Source organism: Vibrio sp. V19_P1S1T109, assembly GCF_002241375.1.
Lineage (GTDB): Bacteria > Pseudomonadota > Gammaproteobacteria > Enterobacterales > Vibrionaceae > Vibrio > Vibrio anguillarum.
Genome location: NZ_NDIM01000347.1, coordinates 11,893 through 29,584, shown reverse-complemented (window position 1 = coordinate 29,584; position 17,692 = coordinate 11,893). Strand labels below are relative to the sequence as shown.

Below are 17,692 nucleotides of genomic sequence, written 5' to 3'. Positions count from 1 at the left end.
ACATCCATTGTTCCTTGCTAAGTACACAATCTAGCGAAAAGATCCCTGTAGAGTCAAATAAAGCCGACTATTTTTACGATTATTGCTGAATGTTATTGAACGTGATCATTTGGTGAATAATTGGCGTAAATTACTGAAATTTTATTACAAAAATGCCCGACCGTAGAAACCCGGTCAGGCATTTATCGCTTGAGTAAGCTTGGTAGGCTAGAAGCAGTATTTATACATTGCTTTGGACAAAATCGAGATGGTTGGATCAATAAATTCAAACGCTAGGAATTCATCCGGTTGATGCGCTTGATCGATCGAACCTGGGCCGAGTACTAGTGTTGGGCATAATTGTTGTAAGAACGGTGCTTCAGTACAGTAATTCACGGTTTGTGAAGCGGTATTGCAAATCTCTTCAATGTTGCCAATAAAGGGGTGATCATGCTGACATTCATAACCCGGAATCGCATCATGCAGCGCGGTAATCTCAATGCGACCGGGCCATTTTGCACTGACTTCATTCAGTGCATTGCGCAGCAAGTTATCGAGCCCATCTAGACTCATGCCGGGCAGCGGGCGCACATCGTAATGCAATTCGCAGCAGCCACAAATGCGGTTTGGACTATCGCCACCGTGGATATGACCGAGGTTCAAAGTAGGGTGAGGAATGGCAAAGCCTGGGTGATGGTACTCTTTGATCAATTTGTCGCGCAGTTGCATTAACGCGAACAGCACTTCATGCATGATTTCGATGGCATTTACGCCCAGAGCAGGATCTGACGAGTGGCCCGATTTTCCTGTCACTCGAATAGCGTTGGCTACGTGGCCTTTATGGCCGCGGATGGGCACAAGGCTAGTCGGCTCACCAATAATGCAGTAATCCGGTTGAAATGGTGCATGTTCAGCGAAATGACGCGCGCCGAGCATGGTGGTTTCTTCATCACTGGTCGCCAACACATACAGCGGTTTACTCTGTTTACTCCAATCGACTTTTTTCACCGCTTCGTAGATAAAAGCAAAAAAGCCTTTCATGTCTGCCGTGCCTAAGCCATAGAAACGATCATTGGCTTGCGTTAACGCGTGTGGTTCAAAATTCCAACGCCCTTCGTCAAATGGAACGGTATCACTGTGCCCCGCGAGCAGTAGGCCACCTTCGCCGCACCCTTTCTTCGCCACTAAATTGTATTTTCCCGGCGCGACTTCAATGGTGTCGACTACAAACCCTAAGCTGGAAAACCAGCTTGCCAATTTATCAATCACACTTTGGTTACCTTCGTCCCAACGAGCATCTGTGGAGCTGATGGAAGAGGTCGAAATCAGACCTTGGTAAACCTCAAGAAAACTGGGTAATTGCATATTATCTTTGCTCCTAGTATTGACAGAGTAATTGCGAGAAGGTAAAACACATATTAAATCACTTTGTGTGAATAAAAAACCGAGTTAAGTGTCTTTTTTGAAATTTATAGTCATTTTTAGATTGTCTTTTTTACCTTGAAATTGGATGTCACGAGATGTTGAAAACCACAATTATCGGAGCTAGCGGTTATACCGGCGCTGAGTTGGCGTATATGGTGCAAAAACACCCACAACTCACGCTATCAGGTTTATACGTTTCCGCCAATAGCCTAGATGCTGGAAAACCAATGGCTGAGCTGCATGGCAAACTCTCCGGTATTGTCGACATGCAGGTACAACCATTAGTGGATCCGGTGAGCGTTGCAAGCCAATGTGATGTGGTGTTTTTAGCTACGGCTCATGAGGTGAGCCATGATCTCGCGCCTATTTTTCTTGCGCAAAATTGTCAAGTTTTCGACCTTTCTGGTGCTTTTCGCGTCAAAGGTGATGATTTTTACCAAAATTACTATGGTTTTAAACATCAACACCCTAAATGGTTAGAAAACGCGGTTTATGGACTGGCGGAATGGAATTATGAGGCAATTAAGCAGAGCCAATTGATCGCTGTTGCGGGTTGCTATCCAACCGCATCGCAACTGGCGATAAAGCCTTTGGTTGAAGCGGGTTTGTTAGATACAACTCAATGGCCGGTGATTAATGCCACCAGCGGTGTCACAGGTGCGGGCAGAAAAGCGACATTAACCAATAGTTTTTGTGAAGTGAGCTTACAGCCATACGGCGTGTTTACTCATCGCCACCAACCTGAAATCGTCGCCCATTTAGGATGTGATGTGATTTTTACGCCTCACTTAGGGAATTTCAAACGCGGTATTTTGGCCACCGTGACGATGAAGCTTGCATCAGGTATTTCAGAGCAACAAGTCAGCCATGCTTTTGAGAAGGCGTACGCTAACAAACCAGCGGTTCGGCTCAAATCAACCTTGCCGAGCATCAAAGATGTTGAATTTACGCCATTTTGCGACCTCGGTTGGCGAGTGCAAGGTGAGCATATTATCGTCGTGTCCGCGATCGATAATTTATTAAAGGGGGCATCGAGCCAAGCGATGCAGTGTTTAAATATTCATTACGGTTTTTCTGAGCTAACGGCTTTGGTGTAACGCACCAAGCGTAAGGGTTAAATATGACAGATACAAAGCAAAATCCATTAGTGATTAAGTTAGGCGGCGCGGCGCTGTCTTGTTCTGAAACGCTAAGCAAACTGTTTGGCGCAATCGCACTGTATCAAGCCCAAGCTCAGCGACGAATTGTCATCGTGCACGGGGGCGGTTATCTCGTCGATGACCTGATGGCGAAATTACAACTAAAAACCGTGAAGAAAGAAGGTTTGCGTGTCACGCCTTATGACCAAATTCCGCTGATTGCAGGCGCGCTGGCTGGGACAGCCAACAAAATGCTGCAAGGGCAAGCGATTAAAGATGGCTTAAATGCGGTTGGTTTATCGCTCGCTGATGGCGGGTTATGCAAAGTCGAAGAGTTGGATCCAGAACTCGGCGCAGTGGGCAAGGCTTCTCCTGGTGATTCACAAATCGTGCAAGCGATTTTAGCCGCTGGTGGTTTGCCTATTATCAGCTCGATTGGCCTGACCGCTGATGGTCAAATGATGAATGTCAACGCCGATCAAGCAGCCGTTGCAGTGGCTGGCGCATTGGATGCAGAGCTCGTTCTGCTTTCCGATGTGAGCGGTGTGCTGGATGGCAAAGGCCATTTGTTGTCGAGCCTCAATGAGCAGCAGGCCAATGCGCTGATTAAAGGCAAAGTGATCACGGATGGCATGATTGTCAAAGTGAAAGCGGCGCTGGAAGCGGCAAATGATTTAGGTCGCCCGATTGAAGTGGCGACATGGCGTTACCCAGATAAGCTCAGCAAATTGTTTGCGGGCGAAAGTATCGGGACCCAATTTTTACCTCAATAAACGCATTTAATCAGTTGTTGATAACAGCTGTAAGTAATTAATCACCCAGAGCACTGACCGCCAAGCGCAGCGCCGGGAAATGGAGAAAGTAAGATGAGCAAGGTTCAAGTCAATAAAGTCGTTGTCGCATACTCTGGCGGTCTAGATACCTCGGTAATCATTCCGTGGTTAAAAGAAAACTACGATTGTGAAGTGGTTGCCTTTGTTGCCGATGTCGGCCAAGGTGAAGAAGAATTGGTCGGCATTGAAGAGAAAGCGAAAGCGTCTGGCGCGTCAGAGTGTTATGTGGTCGATCTTAAAGAAGAGATGGTCGCTGAATACATCTACCCAACACTAAAAACAGGCGCTTATTACGAAGGTAAATACCTGCTTGGGACGTCAATGGCTCGCCCAATCATTGCCAAAGCGCAAGTCGAAGTAGCGCGTAAAGTGGGTGCTGATGCGCTGTGTCACGGCTGTACGGGGAAAGGTAATGACCAAGTGCGTTTTGAAGGTGCGTTTGCAGCCCTAGCGCCTGATTTACATGTGATTGCCCCTTGGCGTGAGTGGGACATCGTGAGTCGTGAAGAGTGTCTTGATTTCCTTGCTGAGCGTAACATTCCTTGCGCCGCTTCATTGACGAAAATTTACTCGCGTGATGCGAACGCGTGGCACATTTCGACCGAAGGTGGCGTGCTTGAGAGTACTTGGAATGCCCCTAATGAGGATTGCTGGGTATGGACAGTAGATCCAGAACAAGCACCAAATGAACCAGAGTTTGTCACACTGCAGGTCGCGAAAGGCGAAGTCGTTGGCGTCGATGGTGAGCTGATGACGCCTTACAACGCACTCGTTTACCTTAATGAGAAAGGCTCTAAACACGGCGTTGGTCGTATCGACATCGTCGAAAACCGTTTGGTTGGTATGAAGTCTCGTGGTTGTTATGAAACCCCAGGAGGCACCATCATGATGGAAGCGTTGCGTGCTGTTGAGCAGTTAGTGCTCGATAAAGCCTCATTCGAATTTCGTGAAGAACTGGGTGTCAAAGCGTCGCATCTTGTATACGATGGCCGTTGGTTCACTCCGCTGCGTAAATCCATCATGGCTGCAGCCGATGAGCTGGCACAGGATGTTAATGGTGAAGTGGTTGTGAAGCTTTACAAAGGGCAAGCGACAGTGACGCAAAAACGTTCGGAAAACAGCTTGTACTCGGAAGAGTTTGCGACCTTTGGTGAAGATGTTGTGTATGACCAAAGCCACGCAGGCGGCTTCATTCGTCTCTATTCGTTGGCAAGCCGGATCAGAGCGTTGAACGAAGCGAAGAAGAATAAAGCCTAGGTTAACACCCAAGGTAGAGACACAAAAATAACAATAAAAGATCGCTCTAGTAGCGATCTTTATTATAAAAATGATTGAGCAATTTGATGTGGTCACGCTCAGTCGCGACCTAAGAGCAGGAGATACGCAATGGCATTATGGGGCGGTAGATTTACCCAAGCAGCAGACACGAGGTTCAAAGAGTTCAACGATTCACTTCGCTTTGATTACCGATTGGCTGAACAAGACATTGTGGGCTCTATAGCATGGTCAAAGGCGTTGGTGTCAGTGAATGTTTTGGGCGAAGAGGAGCAGCAAAAACTAGAACTTGCGCTCAACGAACTCAAACTGGAAGTGATGGAAGATCCTGAGCAGATCTTACGCTCTGATGCAGAAGATATTCATTCTTGGGTTGAGCAGCAGTTGATCAGCAAAGTGGGTGATTTAGGCAAAAAGCTGCACACTGGGCGCTCTCGTAATGACCAAGTCGCGACCGATTTAAAATTGTGGTGCCGCCAGCAAGGTCAGCAATTACTGTTGGGGTTAGATCGTCTGCAAACGAAACTAGTGTCGGTTGCTCAGCAGCACCAAGCGACGGTTTTGCCCGGTTATACCCACCTGCAACGTGCGCAACCAGTGACCTTTGCGCATTGGTGTTTGGCCTATGTTGAAATGTTTGAGCGTGATTACTCTCGTTTAAATGATGCGATTAAGCGCCTTGATACTTGTCCACTTGGCTCCGGCGCGCTGGCAGGTACGGCCTATCCGATTGATCGTGAACAGCTTGCTCATCATTTAGGGTTTCGCCGTGCCACGCGTAACTCGCTCGATTCAGTATCTGACCGAGATCACGTGATGGAATTGATGTCGGTGGCGTCGATCTCGATGCTGCATTTATCGCGCTTGGCGGAAGATATGATCTTCTACAACTCGGGTGAGTCTGGTTTTATCGAACTGGCTGACACCGTGACTTCGGGTTCATCCTTGATGCCGCAAAAGAAAAACCCTGATGCATTAGAGCTGATCCGTGGCAAAACTGGCCGTGTTTATGGCTCGCTTGCGGGCATGATGATGACGGTCAAAGCCTTACCATTGGCTTATAACAAAGATATGCAAGAAGACAAAGAAGGGCTGTTTGACGCGCTGGATACTTGGAACGACTGCATGGAAATGGCTGCGCTTTGCTTTGATGGCATCAAAATTAAAACCGAACGGACTTTAGAAGCGGCCAAACAAGGCTATGCCAATGCTACCGAATTAGCTGATTATTTAGTCGCCAAAGGGATCCCTTTCCGTGAAGCGCACCATATTGTGGGCGTCGCGGTGGTTGGCGCGATTGCGAAAGGGTGTGCGCTTGAAGAACTGACCCTTGCCGAGCTTAAAGAGTTTTCGTCGGTCATTGAAGATGATGTTTATGCGATCCTCACCATCGAATCTTGCTTAGAAAAACGCAGCGCTTTAGGCGGCGTTTCGCCAAAACAAGTGGCCTATGCGGTTGATCAAGCTAAAGCGCGTTTAGACAAACGTGACACCACGGCGGTGAAAGTTCGTCCTGCCCGTTTGACGGATATTGAAACGCTAGAAAGTATGGTCACTTATTGGGCGAATATGGGAGAAAACTTGCCCCGTTCACGCAATGAGTTGGTGCGCGATATTGGTTCATTTGCCGTGGCGGAACACCATGGTGAAGTGACGGGATGCGCCTCGTTATATGTCTATGACTCTGGGTTGGCTGAAATTCGTTCGCTTGGTGTAGAAGCAGGTTGGCAAGGTCAAGGACAAGGAAAAGCGATCGTCTCGTATTTGGTGAATAAAGCGCGGCAAATGGCGATTAAGAAAGTGTTTGTTCTGACTCGAACGCCAGAGTTTTTCATGAAGCATGATTTTATTCCAACCTCAAAAAGCTTACTGCCAGAGAAAGTGCTTAAAGATTGTGAACAATGCCCACGGCAGCACGCTTGTGATGAAGTGGCGCTTGAGATCAATTTGGTTGAGCAGATCATCAAGCGAGTCAACGTCGCTTAATGCTTTGATTACCAACGCGATCATTGCCGTTAATGAGGCCTTGGAAAAAGATCTCAAAAAGATCGAATGATCACGGAACAATTTAAGAAAAGCGTGGTCTATAACTGTACCACTGCTTTTTCTTAGAAGAATCTAAGAAGGCCCCAAACCTACTATTGGTTCTGGGGCTTTTTCTTTTGTGCTCTTTGGCTTTTTATTTGTCGCGCCCTTGCCGCTTACGCCAAGGGAGTACCACAAACTTCATCCACAGATGTAAAAACAGCAAACCGTTAAAGGCAAAGCCCGCTATTAGCAAGCTGATCGATTCAATGGTTTTAGGGTTCTCCCTGCATAACCACCACCACACAAGCCAGCACCCAACAGACAAAACAGTGAGCTGATCCATACAACGTTGGCAGCGGCCGATTTTTTTCCAAAACCACGAAGATTGGCAGTTATTGCAAGGCATAAGCGCGTTCATTAAAGAGAAAATAACGGCAGTATAACGTGCGCGAAGGTGTGAGTCTAAGGCGTGGCTGAAACTAAAGCGTATAAAAAACGGCCGCACAAGGGCGACCGCATGAATGGATGTTGAAAATTAACAGCCCGGACCGCAGTCCATGCAATGCTTTATCATCTCAGGACCTAAATGCAGTTTAGCGTTTAGATCACGCAGCGCGGTGCGCACGCCTTCTTCAATTACGGGGTGATAAAAAGGCATATCCAACATCTGTGAAATCGTCATCTGATTTTGATGTGCCCACGCCAGCAAATGAGCCAAGTGCTCTGCATTCGGCCCCATCATTTCAGCGCCTAAAAATCGCCCTGTTCCTTGTTCGCCATACACATGCAATAACCCTTTATTGCGCAGCATGACGCGTGAACGGCCTTGATTTTCAAACGACACAGTACCGATAGCAAAACAGCCACAATTTCCCAAACGAGTGGTTAGCTGTTTGTAGGATTCACCGACCATCGCAATTTGTGGGTCTGAAAAAACCGCTGAGATAGAAGAACGACGAAGCCCGGCGCGAATATCTGGGTAGCGGCCAGCGTTATCCCCTGCAATACGACCTTGATCGGCTGCTTCATGAAGCAGTGGCAGTTGATTACTGGCATCACCAGCAATGAAAATACTGTCTACAGAGGTTTGCAGCGTATAGTGATCGGCCGTTGGTACGCCGCGCGCATCAAGGGCTACATCGGTATTTTCAATTGCCAATTTATCTACGTTCGGGCGACGACCGGTTGCCGCCAACACATAGTCAACGACAAATGTCTCGAGCTGCCCTTCACGGTTGATGAATTGGATTTCAACTTTGTCGTTTTGGCCTGTTGGAGAAGCAAGGCGTTTCATGCTTTCCACTTTAACGTCAGCGTCTAAATAGAATTCTTCCTTAAACGTTTTATCAGCGTAAGCCATTACATCAGGGTCGGTTAATGGGCCAACTTGTCCACCAATGCCGAACAGCTTCACTTTTACCCCTAAGCGATGTAAGGCTTGACCTAGTTCTAAGCCAATAACTCCCGGGCCAAATACGGCAACAGATTCCGGTAAGTCGTCCCACTCAAATAGGTCATCATTAATGATTAAGCGATCGCCAAGTTCATGCCATACCGCGGGGTAGGCTGGGCGAGAACCGGTAGCAATCACGATCCGCTTGGCGTTGATTTGGGTATGGTTGTCGACCTGTAGGGTGTGGTTGTCGATAAATTGGGCGTAGCCTGAGATTTTGTCTTCAGCGGGGATCTCCTCAACGCCTTCAAGCACAAATCCGACAAAGCGGTCACGTTCACGTTTTACCCGCGCCATCACTTCACGCCCATTAATGACAATTTCACCTTGAGGATGAATACCAAAAGCAGGAGCTTTGTGGATGTGATGGACGCTTTCAGCGGCCGCAATCAGTAACTTAGATGGCATGCAGCCGACGCGAGCGCATGTGGTTCCGTATGGGCCACCTTCGATCATGACGACACTAGTCGTATGTGCTTTTGCTGCACGATAAGCGCCGAGTCCTGCGGTCCCACCACCAATAATGGCTACATCAACGTTTAACTGTTTCATCATCGCTTTCTCTAAATTTGGAATGTGGATAGTCGATGGCAACATTTAATAATGCTGTCATTGAGTCTAAATGAGGAGGATGCCCTAGGAAGATTTTCCTAGGGCAGGCGTGATTAGCCCAGGTAAGCTTCTAGCTCTTCGCTGCCGCCGATGTGTTTACCACCAACGAAAACTTGCGGAACGGTGGTACGGCCTGTGATAGCTCGTAAGCTCACTGTGGTTGCATCTTTACCCAATACCACTTCTTCATATTGAAGACCGTGGTCAATCAAGAGTTGTTTTGCTTTAGTACAGAATGGGCAACCTGGTTTAGTAAATACGGTAACCGATTCTTGTGTTTTATAGTTAGGTGCAATGTATTTCAGCATAGTGTCAGCATCTGATACTTTGAACGGGTCACCCGGTTCATCAGCTTCGATAAACATTTTTTCGATGATGCCATCTTTGACTAGCATGCTGTAACGCCATGAACGTTTGCCAAAACCGATTTGGCTTTTATCAACTAACATACCCATACCGTCAGTAAATTCGCCATTGCCATCAGGAATGAAAGTAATATTCTCTGCTTCTTGGTCTGCTTTCCAAGCATTCATCACAAAGGTATCGTTCACCGAAACACATAGGATGTCATCAACGCCATGCTCTTTAAACACCGGGTACAGTTCGTTGTAACGCGGCAAGTGGCTTGATGAACAGGTTGGGGTGAAGGCACCTGGCAAGCTAAATACGATAACGGTTTTACCTTTGAATAATTGATCTGTTGTGAGATTAACCCAAGCATCACCTTGACGAGTAGGGAAAGTGACTTGTGGTACCGCTTGGCCTTCTTTAGATACTAACATTCTATTTTCCTTGTGATTTTCTAAGTTAGGTTATGATTTTAAGAGCCGCTGCTCTCATTTGTTGAAGCCATTATGGAAGAAAACCTTTGATAGCTCCAATCGTTTGATGCTATGGTTTTAATAGGTGGATTCTATTGAGATTGAAGATGAACATTCGTGATTTTGAGTACTTAGTATCATTAGCTGAACATAAACATTTTCGTAAAGCAGCAGAAGCTTGTTTTGTGAGCCAGCCAACACTCAGTGGCCAGATCCGCAAACTGGAGGATGAGCTGGGAACAGTATTATTAGAGCGCAGCAGTCGCCGAGTATTGTTCACCGATTCGGGCCTGCAATTGGTCGATCAGGCCAAGCGTATTTTAAGTGAAATCAAAACCTTCAGAGATATGGCTAGCGGCCAGGGTGGCTCGATGAGTGGTCCTATCCATATTGGATTCATTCCCACTTTAGGCCCCTACCTTTTGCCGCGTATTGTGCCTTTTTTAAAAGAGCAATTTCCTGAACTGGAGCTCTATTTACACGAAGCGCAAACCCAACAGCTTGTGCGCCAGTTAGAAGATGGAAAACTCGATTGTTTAGTGTTGGCCTCCGTTGCGGAAACGGCTCACTTTAAAGAGATTGATCTGTATGACGAAGCATTGAGTATTGCCGTGCCTAGTGGGCATGAATGGGCTGCAAAAAGTGAAGTAAGTATGTTGGATTTGAAAGGGCGAACGGTATTGGCTTTAGGTGACGGTCATTGCTTACGCGATCAAGCCTTAGGTTTCTGTTTTGCGGCAGGCGCAAAAGATGACGAACGTTTTAAAGCGACCAGCTTAGAGACGCTGCGTAATATGGTCGCAGCGGGTGGGGGAATTACCCTGTTACCTGAACTCTCTTTACCAGATGTCAAAGAGAAGGATGGCGTTTGTTACCTTAAAGCGGTCAACCCGCAGCCTTCACGCCGCTTAGTATTAGCTTATCGGCCGGGATCGCCATTGAGGCAGCGTTTTGAGCAGTTGGCTCACGCAATCAAAACAAAGCTAAATGAGAAATAAAAAAAGAGGCTAAATTTAGCCTCTTTTTACTGAGCTTTAGAATAGCTCTTCACCTGTAGGTGAAGAGTAGATGTTGTCAGAGACACTCTCTGCGACATACTCGGTTGGCTCTGTGCCTTGAATGAAGTATTCAAACATCGAGCTTGAATCAAACTTATTGGTTAACAAGCCGGTATCGATATCGATTCTTACCCGCACAATATTGGCGGGAATGGGTTTGTCTTGCGCTGGCACATCGACCAGTACTTGACGCATAAAATCAATCCAAGCAGGTTGTGCCGTTTTTGCTCCCGCTTCCGCACCGGATACACCATCGTCATCTACATTGCTGTTTTCGGTTGTCCTACCTAAGTTGCGGTTATGATCATCAAATCCGACCCAAGCAATAGCGACCATGCCCGGTGCATAGCCGTTGTACCACGCATCTTTGGAGTCATTGGTCGTTCCTGTTTTACCACCAATATCACGACGCCCCAGCTTTTGTGCACGCCAGCCTGTACCATTCCAACCCGTTCCTTCACGCCAATTTCCGCCACCCCAAATATTGCTGTACATCATCTCTCGGACAAGAAATGCGTTTTGTTCGGAAATGACTTGTGGAGCATAGTGCGATGCAACATCTTGCTCATCGAACTCATTTGTGTCTGGGGTGCACTGCTGTTGGCAAACGACTTTTGGTGTGGCTTGATACTCAAGTTTGCCAAAGGGATCTTCAACTTTGCTGATGTAATAGGGTTCAACATAATAGCCACCATTGGCAAACACGGAATAGCCTTGCGCCATCTTAACCGGCGTTAAGCTTCCCGCACCTAAGGCAATGGTTTCTGAGCGTGGTACTTGGTCAATATCAAAACCAAAGCGAGTGAGATACTCACGTGTTTCATCCAGCCCAACAGCGCGTAGCACTCTCACCGCCATCACGTTTTTGGATTGAGCCAAGCCAACGCGAAGACGAGTTGGGCCAATATAAGTCGGTGGTGAGTTTTTAGGACGCCATGCTGTACCTTGGCTTTGGTCCCACTGGTTAATCGGCGCATCATTAATGAGTGTCGCTAAGGTCATGCCTTTATCGATGGCGGCAGAGTAGATAAAGGGTTTAATACTTGAGCCGACTTGGCGCACCGATTGAGTCGCACGGTTAAATTTATTGTGCACAAAGTTAAAGCCGCCAACCAGCGCCAGTACCGCACCATTTTCTGGGTTCATGGCAACAAAGGCAGTGTTGGCATTGGGTACTTGGCTTAAGTACCACTGTGGTACTTCGTCGGTGGTATGCTCATCACTGTATTCAGCACGATTACGTACCCAAATTTGTTCACCAGCGGCGATGATTTCCGTCGCTGTACTCGGAACCGGTCCTTGTCGAGAATCAGTTAAGAAACGGCGAGCCCAGTTCATGCCTTGCCATTCAATGGTCTGCAATCCTTGATTCTTAACCCAAACCGTAGCCGATTGGCTGCTTACGTGGGTAACGACGGCTGGTAATAAATCTCCATAAGTCGGCTCATTATTTAAGTGCTCGGCCAGTTGCTGTTCATTCAATGGCGTTTGGCCTTCTTTCCAAACTACTTTTTCAGCACCGCGATAGCCATGACGCTCATCATAGGCGAGTAGGTTATTGATTGCAGCTTTACTCGCGGCTTGCTGCTGTTTGGAATCTACTGTTGTGGTGACAATCATGCCAGAGGTATAAGCCGACTCTTCACCATAGCGCTCCACCATCCATGAACGGGCGATTTCTGCCACATAAGGTGCATTAAGTTCAATTTCAGCACCGTGGTATTTCGACATTAAGGGCTCAGAGCGGGCTTGCGCATATTGCGCTGGGGTTATGTATTTCTCATCAAGCATTCTCTGTAGCACCACGTTACGGCGGTTAGTCGCGCGATCTAGAGAATAGATAGGGTTCATGGTTGAAGGTGCTTTGGGAAGTCCTGCAATCAGGGCAATTTCACTCAGTGTTAAATCTTTGACTTCTTTTCCAAAATAAACTTGGGCTGCCGCTCCAATTCCATACGATCGGTAACCGAGATAAATTTTATTGAGATAAAGCTCTAGGATTTCTTTTTTCGTCAGCAATTGCTCGATATGAATAGCGATAAAAATCTCTTTGATTTTTCGCATGATCTTCTTCTCATTAGAGAGATAGAAGTTACGAGCAAGCTGCTGAGTAATGGTACTTGCACCTTGTTTAGCGCTACCTGAGGCGATCACAGCGACCGCAGCACGAGTGATACCAATTGGGTCAAAACCATAGTGTTCGTAGAAGCGGCTATCTTCGGTGGCGATAATCGCTTCGATAAGTTCAGGCGGGATCTCTTCAATACGCAACGGAACTCGGCGCTTTTCTCCAAATTGGGCGATGAGCTTGCCATCTTGACTATAGACCTGCATCGGTGTCTGCAATTGTACATCACGTAAAGTCGCTACATCGGGGAGGTCTGGCTTCACGTAAAAATAGAAGCCAAATATCGTAGTGACTCCAAGAATAATGCAAATCAATGAAAGTAATAACAATCGCTTTATGAACTTCACCGGATAATCCCTGTTTAGTTAAGGCTGCCCTTATGCAAACCCTTGTACTCTAGGCTAAAAATTTAGCTCTAAAAATAAATTGTGGCTTATTTAACCTCAAAATAAGCAAATCGAGCTAAGCCTAAGCAGCGTTACTGGAGCTAAGCCGTATGGGTAAATCATTGGTTACGGGTATAGATATTGGCCACCATAGTATTAAAGCGGTGGTGTTAAAGCTAGCGGGTGATTCATATGCACTCGTCGGTTATAAAGAATTATTTATTACTGAGGACATATTCTCCGATAACCACACGCTGGATTATCAGAAAATTGTAAAGAAACTCAAAGAACTAAGAAAGGGTTTACCACTATTTAGTCGCAAAGTCGCCATATCGGTACCGGACAATGCGGTAATAAGTAAGGTATTACAGATAGATAGTGACCTGCAGGCGCGTGAAAAAGAGTTTGCTATTTATCAGGCATTTTCTCATCAGTCACCGTTCCCGATAGAAGAACTGAGTCTCGATTTCGTCAAAGTGATGGAAAAAAGCGTAAGTCGCAGTAGCACCGTAAGTTATCAAGTTTACGCCACTCGTAAAGACGTCGTGGAAAGCCGTGCGTTAGCGGCTCAAAAAGCGGGCTTTTTACCGATCGCGGTTGATGTGCAAATACACAGTTTGTTAAGCATCTGGCAGTTGGCGAGCAGGGCACAACATCGCAGCGATTGGATGCTCATGGATGTGGGCCATACCCAAACGGCGCTCTGTATTGATTTTACTGATAAAGCCCCTTTTCATAAAGAGATCCCTCTCGGTTGTCAGTGGTTGTCCCAAGACAGCGCGATGTCGGGCACCAATGCGGAATTAGCCGATAAAAACGAGCGCTTTGTGCATGAGTTGATCGAGCGACTTCAACGTCAGTTGCAGCTTTTCACCTCCGTCAATGGCGCGGGCAGTTTAGCAGGCATTTGGCTCTCAGGTGGTGGCGCAGATACTCCGATGTTGGCGCAAGAGATCTCGCGGCGTCTCAAGCTTGAGTGCGAGATTCTCGATCCCTTCCTTCTGTTTAACAATAAGTTAGCGAAACGCCAGCGAGGTAAGCAGTCTGGGCAGAGTTTTAGCACCGCAGCAGGCCTTGCACTGCGTGGTATCGAGTGGTTGGAGTCTTCTCATGTTGCATAGCATTAACTTACTGCCTTGGCGAGAGGAACAAAGAGCGGCGCATAAGCGTCGTTTTATGGGCTTGGTCGTCTTAGGTGTGATGAGCGCTGTTGGTATTCAATGGGGTATCGGTTTGTATTTCTCTGGGCAAGCGCAGCAGCAAGAGTCTCGTCTGGCCTATTTGAATCAATACATTCAGCAGCTTGATAAACAGATCAATGCATTAAAAATGACGGAACAAGAACACAAGGCACTATTAACTCGCTTATCGGTTGTTGAGTCATTGCAAAGCCAACGCAATAAAACCACCGAGTTGATGAACCTGATGCCACAGCTTATGCCTGAAGGAGTCTACGTCGATAAGATCAAAATGAATGGTGAAGAAATTGAAATTACGGGCATCAGTGACAGCACTGCGCGTCTTGCGACCATGCTCGATAATTTTGAAAAATCAGCCTTACTTTCCGATGTCAACATGCACTCTATCGTGCACGGTAATAAGCGATTTGGTAAGGAGTTTCAGACGTTTAAAGTGTCATTTATGTTTCATTCCCCGACACCACAGGGCGCTGTGCTAACCAAGATTCGGCCTACAGGAGCTGTCCATGACTAGTTTTCAAGATCTTGATATGGATGAAATGGCTGAATGGCCGTTGCTGCCTCAACTGCTGGTTATTTTGGTGTTGATGCTGATTATTCAAGGCGTTGGCGCGTGGTTCTATCTTATGCCTCAAAATGAGCAATTGCAGAACTTAAAACAGCAAGAAGAGGTGTTGAAATCGACCTTACGGATTAAGGCTAGCAAAGCCGCCACCTTACCCCAGTTGCAAGCTCAACTGGATGAATTAACTGAACGTTATGATTTTTTATTACGCCAATTACCCGTGCAAAAAGAGCTCGCAAGCATGCTCGCATCGGTCAATGAACTAGGGCTAGATAACGCGTTAACCTTTACACGTATTGATTGGGGAGAAAAACAGAATAAAGAGTTTCTGTATCGTTTGCCGCTCAATATTGAATTAACTGGGAATTACCACGACATTGGTGATTTCTCAGAGGCGATCGCGAAATTGCCCCGCATTATTAATTTCGATGATGTTGATTGGCAACGGGTTAGCCAGGAAAGCAGCACGTTACATTTTAGGGTGCGCGCTTATACCTATCAATTCAAGCAAGAGGTGGACGATGAAAAACAATAATCTGCTGCTGATGGTGTTGTTTAGTACCAGTGTATTGGTTGGTTGTAAGGCGAATCAAGATTCATTGAAGGTTTATGTGGAGCAGGTCGAGGGGCAAGCACGCAAAGAAGTCTCCAAATTAAAACCCATTATTCAATTTGAAGTTGCTCATTATGCGCAACATGAATCCCGCGAACCTTTTGTGCTGCCTAAAGAAGCGATTGTACAAAATCAGCCTGTAGTGAAGGCAGACTGCTGGCAACCTCCGGCTCGCAGTAAAAATGGCCAGCTAGAGCGCTATCCGCTTAATCAACTTCGATTAAAAGGCGTGATGAGTAGCGGGGGCGCGGTATCGGCATTAGTGCAAACGCCCCAAGGCAAGGTCGTCAACGTGAAAGCGGGACAATATTTAGGTTTGAATCACGGCAAAGTTACTCGAGTTGATTCCAATTATCTGCTGATCAATGAAACCTTGCCAGACGGCTTAGGTTGTTGGAATCAACGTAACGTCAAATTGGCTCTGAAATAGAATTTGAATTTAGAGAAATCACTATGATTAAAGGACTACAGACACAAATGACTATGGTATTTCGAAGCCTCTTATTTGGCTTATTATTGAGTGTGGCAGGGCTAAGTGTGGCGGCAGAAACGGCGCAGACCAACGAGCTTAAAGGCATTGATTTTCGAGTCAATAAAAACAAAGACGCTGTATTGATTGTTGAACTCGCATCACCTTCGACGGTAGTTAATGTGCAGAAAGTGGCTGACGGTTTACAAATTGAACTGCTTAAGACGGATGTCTCCAATGAGAAACTGTATGTCTTGGATGTCAAAGATTTTGCAACCGTTGTTGAGAGTATCGAGGTATTGCGCAAAGAGCCAAGTACACAGTTACTGGCGACCATTCATGGCGAGTTTAAGTATGATTACAGCTTGAAAGGGAAATACCTTGAGGTGGTAATTGGCAAACTGAAAGAACAAGAAAAACCTAAGCCGAAGAGCATTCTTGAGAAAGAGGGCAAGCTTATCTCGATTAACTTTCAAGATATTCCTGTGCGAAATGTTTTGCAGCTTATCGCAGATTATAACGCGTTTAACTTAGTCGTCTCAGATTCGGTCACTGGTAACTTGACGCTACGGCTTGATGGCGTTCCTTGGCAGCAAGTGCTCGATATCATTTTGCAAGTCAAGGGATTAGATAAACGTGTTGACGGCAATGTGATTTTAGTGGCACCTAAAGAAGAGTTGGATTTACGTGAAAAGCAGCAGCTTGAAAAGGCACGTTTGGCTGAAGAGTTGGGCGATCTGCGTTCTGAAATCATCAAAATTAATTTTGCTAAGGCGTCTGATATTGCGCAGATGATTGGCGGCGAAGGGGCAGTCAGCATGTTGTCTGAGCGAGGTTCCATCAGTATCGACGAGCGAACCAACTCACTGCTGATCCGCGAATTGGCTGAGAATATTGTGGTGATACGCCAAATTGTTGAATCGCTCGATATCCCGGTCAAACAGGTACAGATTGAAGCGCGCATTGTTACGGTCAACGAAGGTAATTTGGATGAACTTGGCGTACGCTGGGGCTTTACTTCGACCAATGGCAACAACACCGCAGGCGGAAGTATTGAAAGTAATTTATTCCAAGTGGGCAAGTTGGGGGAAAGCACATTGCCCGTTGATGACTTCCTTAACGTAAACTTAGCGGCGACCTCCGCTAACGCCTCAAGTATTGCCTTCCAAGTGGCTAAGTTGGGGTCGGATATGTTGTTGGATTTAGAGCTTTCAGCGCTACAACGTGAGTCGAAAGCGGAGATCATTTCCAGCCCTCGTTTGATCACGACCAACAAGAAACCCGCTTATATCGAGCAGGGTACGGAGATCCCTTATTTGGAGTCTTCTTCCAGCGGGGCAACGACAGTCGCCTTCAAAAAAGCAGTGCTGAGTTTAAAAGTGACGCCACAGATAACGCCGGATAATCGTTTAGTGTTAGATCTCAGTGTCACTCAAGACCGGCCTGGGGATATTGTAAAAACAGGGACGGGAGAAGCGGTTGCAATTAATACTCAGCGTATTGGCACTCAAGTATTGGTCAATAATGGAGAAACCGTGGTCCTTGGTGGAATATTCCAACATAGCGTCAACAATACGGTTGATAAGGTACCATTGCTTGGTGATTTGCCATTACTTGGTGCATTGTTCCGCCGTTCCTATGAGCAAGTGGGCAAAAGTGAGCTGCTGATTTTCGTGACACCGAAAGTCGTCATTCAATAACTTACGGCT

The 17,692-nt window shown here is 46.6% G+C and carries 15 protein-coding genes; 10 read left to right on the top strand and 5 right to left on the bottom strand.

The genetic code is table 11. From position 1 onward, the window contains the following. Positions 1-207 precede the first annotated feature (207 nt). Complete coding sequence (gene argE / locus B9J87_RS16290; protein WP_094151732.1) at positions 208-1,344, bottom strand: acetylornithine deacetylase; 1,137 nt, start codon at positions 1,342-1,344, stop codon at positions 208-210. Positions 1,345-1,499: 155 nt separating this feature from the next. On the opposite strand from argE, the gene argC reads away from it, so the two are divergent. The 4 genes from argC to argH all read left to right on the top strand — a co-directional run bounded on the left by argC (position 1,500) and on the right by argH (position 6,637). Beyond that, on the top strand, positions 1,500-2,501 hold the full coding sequence (gene argC, locus B9J87_RS16285) for an N-acetyl-gamma-glutamyl-phosphate reductase (protein WP_081245068.1): 1,002 nt from the start codon (positions 1,500-1,502) through the stop codon (positions 2,499-2,501). A 23-nt stretch (positions 2,502-2,524) separates the two neighbouring features. Then, the gene (gene argB / locus B9J87_RS16280; RefSeq protein ID WP_010317663.1) at positions 2,525-3,316 is read left to right on the top strand and encodes an acetylglutamate kinase; all 792 of its coding nucleotides are present in this window, start codon (positions 2,525-2,527) and stop codon (positions 3,314-3,316) included. Between the two features lie 93 nt (positions 3,317-3,409). Next, a complete protein-coding gene (locus B9J87_RS16275; RefSeq protein ID WP_017043213.1) occupies positions 3,410-4,633 on the top strand; it encodes an argininosuccinate synthase in 1,224 nt (407 codons plus the stop codon). Between the two features lie 129 nt (positions 4,634-4,762). Next, positions 4,763-6,637: an argininosuccinate lyase gene (gene argH, locus B9J87_RS16270; RefSeq protein ID WP_013855879.1), complete on the top strand. Its 1,875-nt coding sequence runs from the start codon at positions 4,763-4,765 to the stop codon at positions 6,635-6,637. Between the two features lie 193 nt (positions 6,638-6,830). Here the strand turns inward: argH and B9J87_RS16265 are convergent, their stop codons facing one another. The 3 genes from B9J87_RS16265 to B9J87_RS16255 form a co-directional block, all read right to left on the bottom strand. Further along, complete coding sequence (locus B9J87_RS16265) at positions 6,831-7,085, bottom strand: DUF3624 domain-containing protein (protein ID WP_013855880.1); 255 nt, start codon at positions 7,083-7,085, stop codon at positions 6,831-6,833. A 129-nt stretch (positions 7,086-7,214) separates the two neighbouring features. Then, positions 7,215-8,684, bottom strand: a complete 1,470-nt coding sequence (locus tag B9J87_RS16260; protein WP_094151736.1) for a dihydrolipoyl dehydrogenase — start codon at positions 8,682-8,684, stop codon at positions 7,215-7,217. 113 nt (positions 8,685-8,797) lie between these two features. Continuing rightward, entirely contained in the window at positions 8,798-9,526 is a 729-nt protein-coding gene (locus B9J87_RS16255) for a redoxin family protein (RefSeq protein WP_013855882.1), read from the bottom strand. A gap of 146 nt (positions 9,527-9,672) precedes the next feature. Here B9J87_RS16255 and oxyR point away from each other — a divergent pair, with 146 nt between their 5' ends. Continuing rightward, a complete protein-coding gene (oxyR, locus tag B9J87_RS16250) occupies positions 9,673-10,563 on the top strand; it encodes a DNA-binding transcriptional regulator OxyR (RefSeq protein WP_026027425.1) in 891 nt (296 codons plus the stop codon). Between the two features lie 36 nt (positions 10,564-10,599). Here the strand turns inward: oxyR and B9J87_RS16245 are convergent, their stop codons facing one another. Then, positions 10,600-13,098, bottom strand: coding sequence for a penicillin-binding protein 1A (locus B9J87_RS16245; protein ID WP_094127500.1), 2,499 nt, complete (start codon positions 13,096-13,098; stop codon positions 10,600-10,602). A 149-nt stretch (positions 13,099-13,247) separates the two neighbouring features. Between B9J87_RS16245 and pilM the strand changes: the two genes are divergently transcribed. From pilM to B9J87_RS16220, 5 genes are read left to right on the top strand one after another with little or no spacing between them, the layout of a single operon-like run. Beyond that, positions 13,248-14,258 (top strand): type IV pilus assembly protein PilM, encoded by a 1,011-nt coding sequence (gene pilM / locus B9J87_RS16240; protein ID WP_094151730.1) that lies wholly within the window; start codon positions 13,248-13,250, stop codon positions 14,256-14,258. Then, positions 14,248-14,850, top strand: coding sequence for a PilN domain-containing protein (locus B9J87_RS16235; protein WP_064625964.1), 603 nt, complete (start codon positions 14,248-14,250; stop codon positions 14,848-14,850). Before pilM ends, B9J87_RS16235 begins: the two co-directional genes overlap by 11 nt. After that, positions 14,843-15,436, top strand: coding sequence for a type 4a pilus biogenesis protein PilO (locus B9J87_RS16230; protein WP_013855887.1), 594 nt, complete (start codon positions 14,843-14,845; stop codon positions 15,434-15,436). Before B9J87_RS16235 ends, B9J87_RS16230 begins: the two co-directional genes overlap by 8 nt. Next, entirely contained in the window at positions 15,423-15,944 is a 522-nt protein-coding gene (locus tag B9J87_RS16225; RefSeq protein WP_017047272.1) for a pilus assembly protein PilP, read from the top strand. Before B9J87_RS16230 ends, B9J87_RS16225 begins: the two co-directional genes overlap by 14 nt. Positions 15,945-15,997: 53 nt before the next feature. After that, positions 15,998-17,683 carry a type IV pilus secretin PilQ gene (locus B9J87_RS16220; protein WP_370685857.1) on the top strand — a complete coding sequence of 562 codons (1,686 nt, stop codon included), beginning with the start codon at positions 15,998-16,000 and terminating at the stop codon, positions 17,681-17,683. Positions 17,684-17,692 lie beyond the last annotated feature (9 nt).

Excerpts from the sequence above, each read along its gene's own strand:
- argE (WP_094151732.1), bottom strand. The coding sequence starts at position 1,344 with ATGCAATTACCCAGTTTTCTTGAGGTTTACCAAGGTCTGATTTCGACC.
- argC (WP_081245068.1), top strand. The coding sequence starts at position 1,500 with ATGTTGAAAACCACAATTATCGGAGCTAGCGGTTATACCGGCGCTGAG.
- argB (WP_010317663.1), top strand. The coding sequence starts at position 2,525 with ATGACAGATACAAAGCAAAATCCATTAGTGATTAAGTTAGGCGGCGCG.
- B9J87_RS16275 (WP_017043213.1), top strand. The coding sequence starts at position 3,410 with ATGAGCAAGGTTCAAGTCAATAAAGTCGTTGTCGCATACTCTGGCGGT.
- argH (WP_013855879.1), top strand. The coding sequence starts at position 4,763 with ATGGCATTATGGGGCGGTAGATTTACCCAAGCAGCAGACACGAGGTTC.
- B9J87_RS16265 (WP_013855880.1), bottom strand. The coding sequence starts at position 7,085 with ATGCCTTGCAATAACTGCCAATCTTCGTGGTTTTGGAAAAAAATCGGC.
- B9J87_RS16260 (WP_094151736.1), bottom strand. The coding sequence starts at position 8,684 with ATGAAACAGTTAAACGTTGATGTAGCCATTATTGGTGGTGGGACCGCA.
- B9J87_RS16255 (WP_013855882.1), bottom strand. The coding sequence starts at position 9,526 with ATGTTAGTATCTAAAGAAGGCCAAGCGGTACCACAAGTCACTTTCCCT.
- oxyR (WP_026027425.1), top strand. The coding sequence starts at position 9,673 with ATGAACATTCGTGATTTTGAGTACTTAGTATCATTAGCTGAACATAAA.
- pilM (WP_094151730.1), top strand. The coding sequence starts at position 13,248 with ATGGGTAAATCATTGGTTACGGGTATAGATATTGGCCACCATAGTATT.
- B9J87_RS16235 (WP_064625964.1), top strand. The coding sequence starts at position 14,248 with ATGTTGCATAGCATTAACTTACTGCCTTGGCGAGAGGAACAAAGAGCG.
- B9J87_RS16230 (WP_013855887.1), top strand. The coding sequence starts at position 14,843 with ATGACTAGTTTTCAAGATCTTGATATGGATGAAATGGCTGAATGGCCG.
- B9J87_RS16225 (WP_017047272.1), top strand. The coding sequence starts at position 15,423 with ATGAAAAACAATAATCTGCTGCTGATGGTGTTGTTTAGTACCAGTGTA.
- B9J87_RS16220 (WP_370685857.1), top strand. The coding sequence starts at position 15,998 with ATGGTATTTCGAAGCCTCTTATTTGGCTTATTATTGAGTGTGGCAGGG.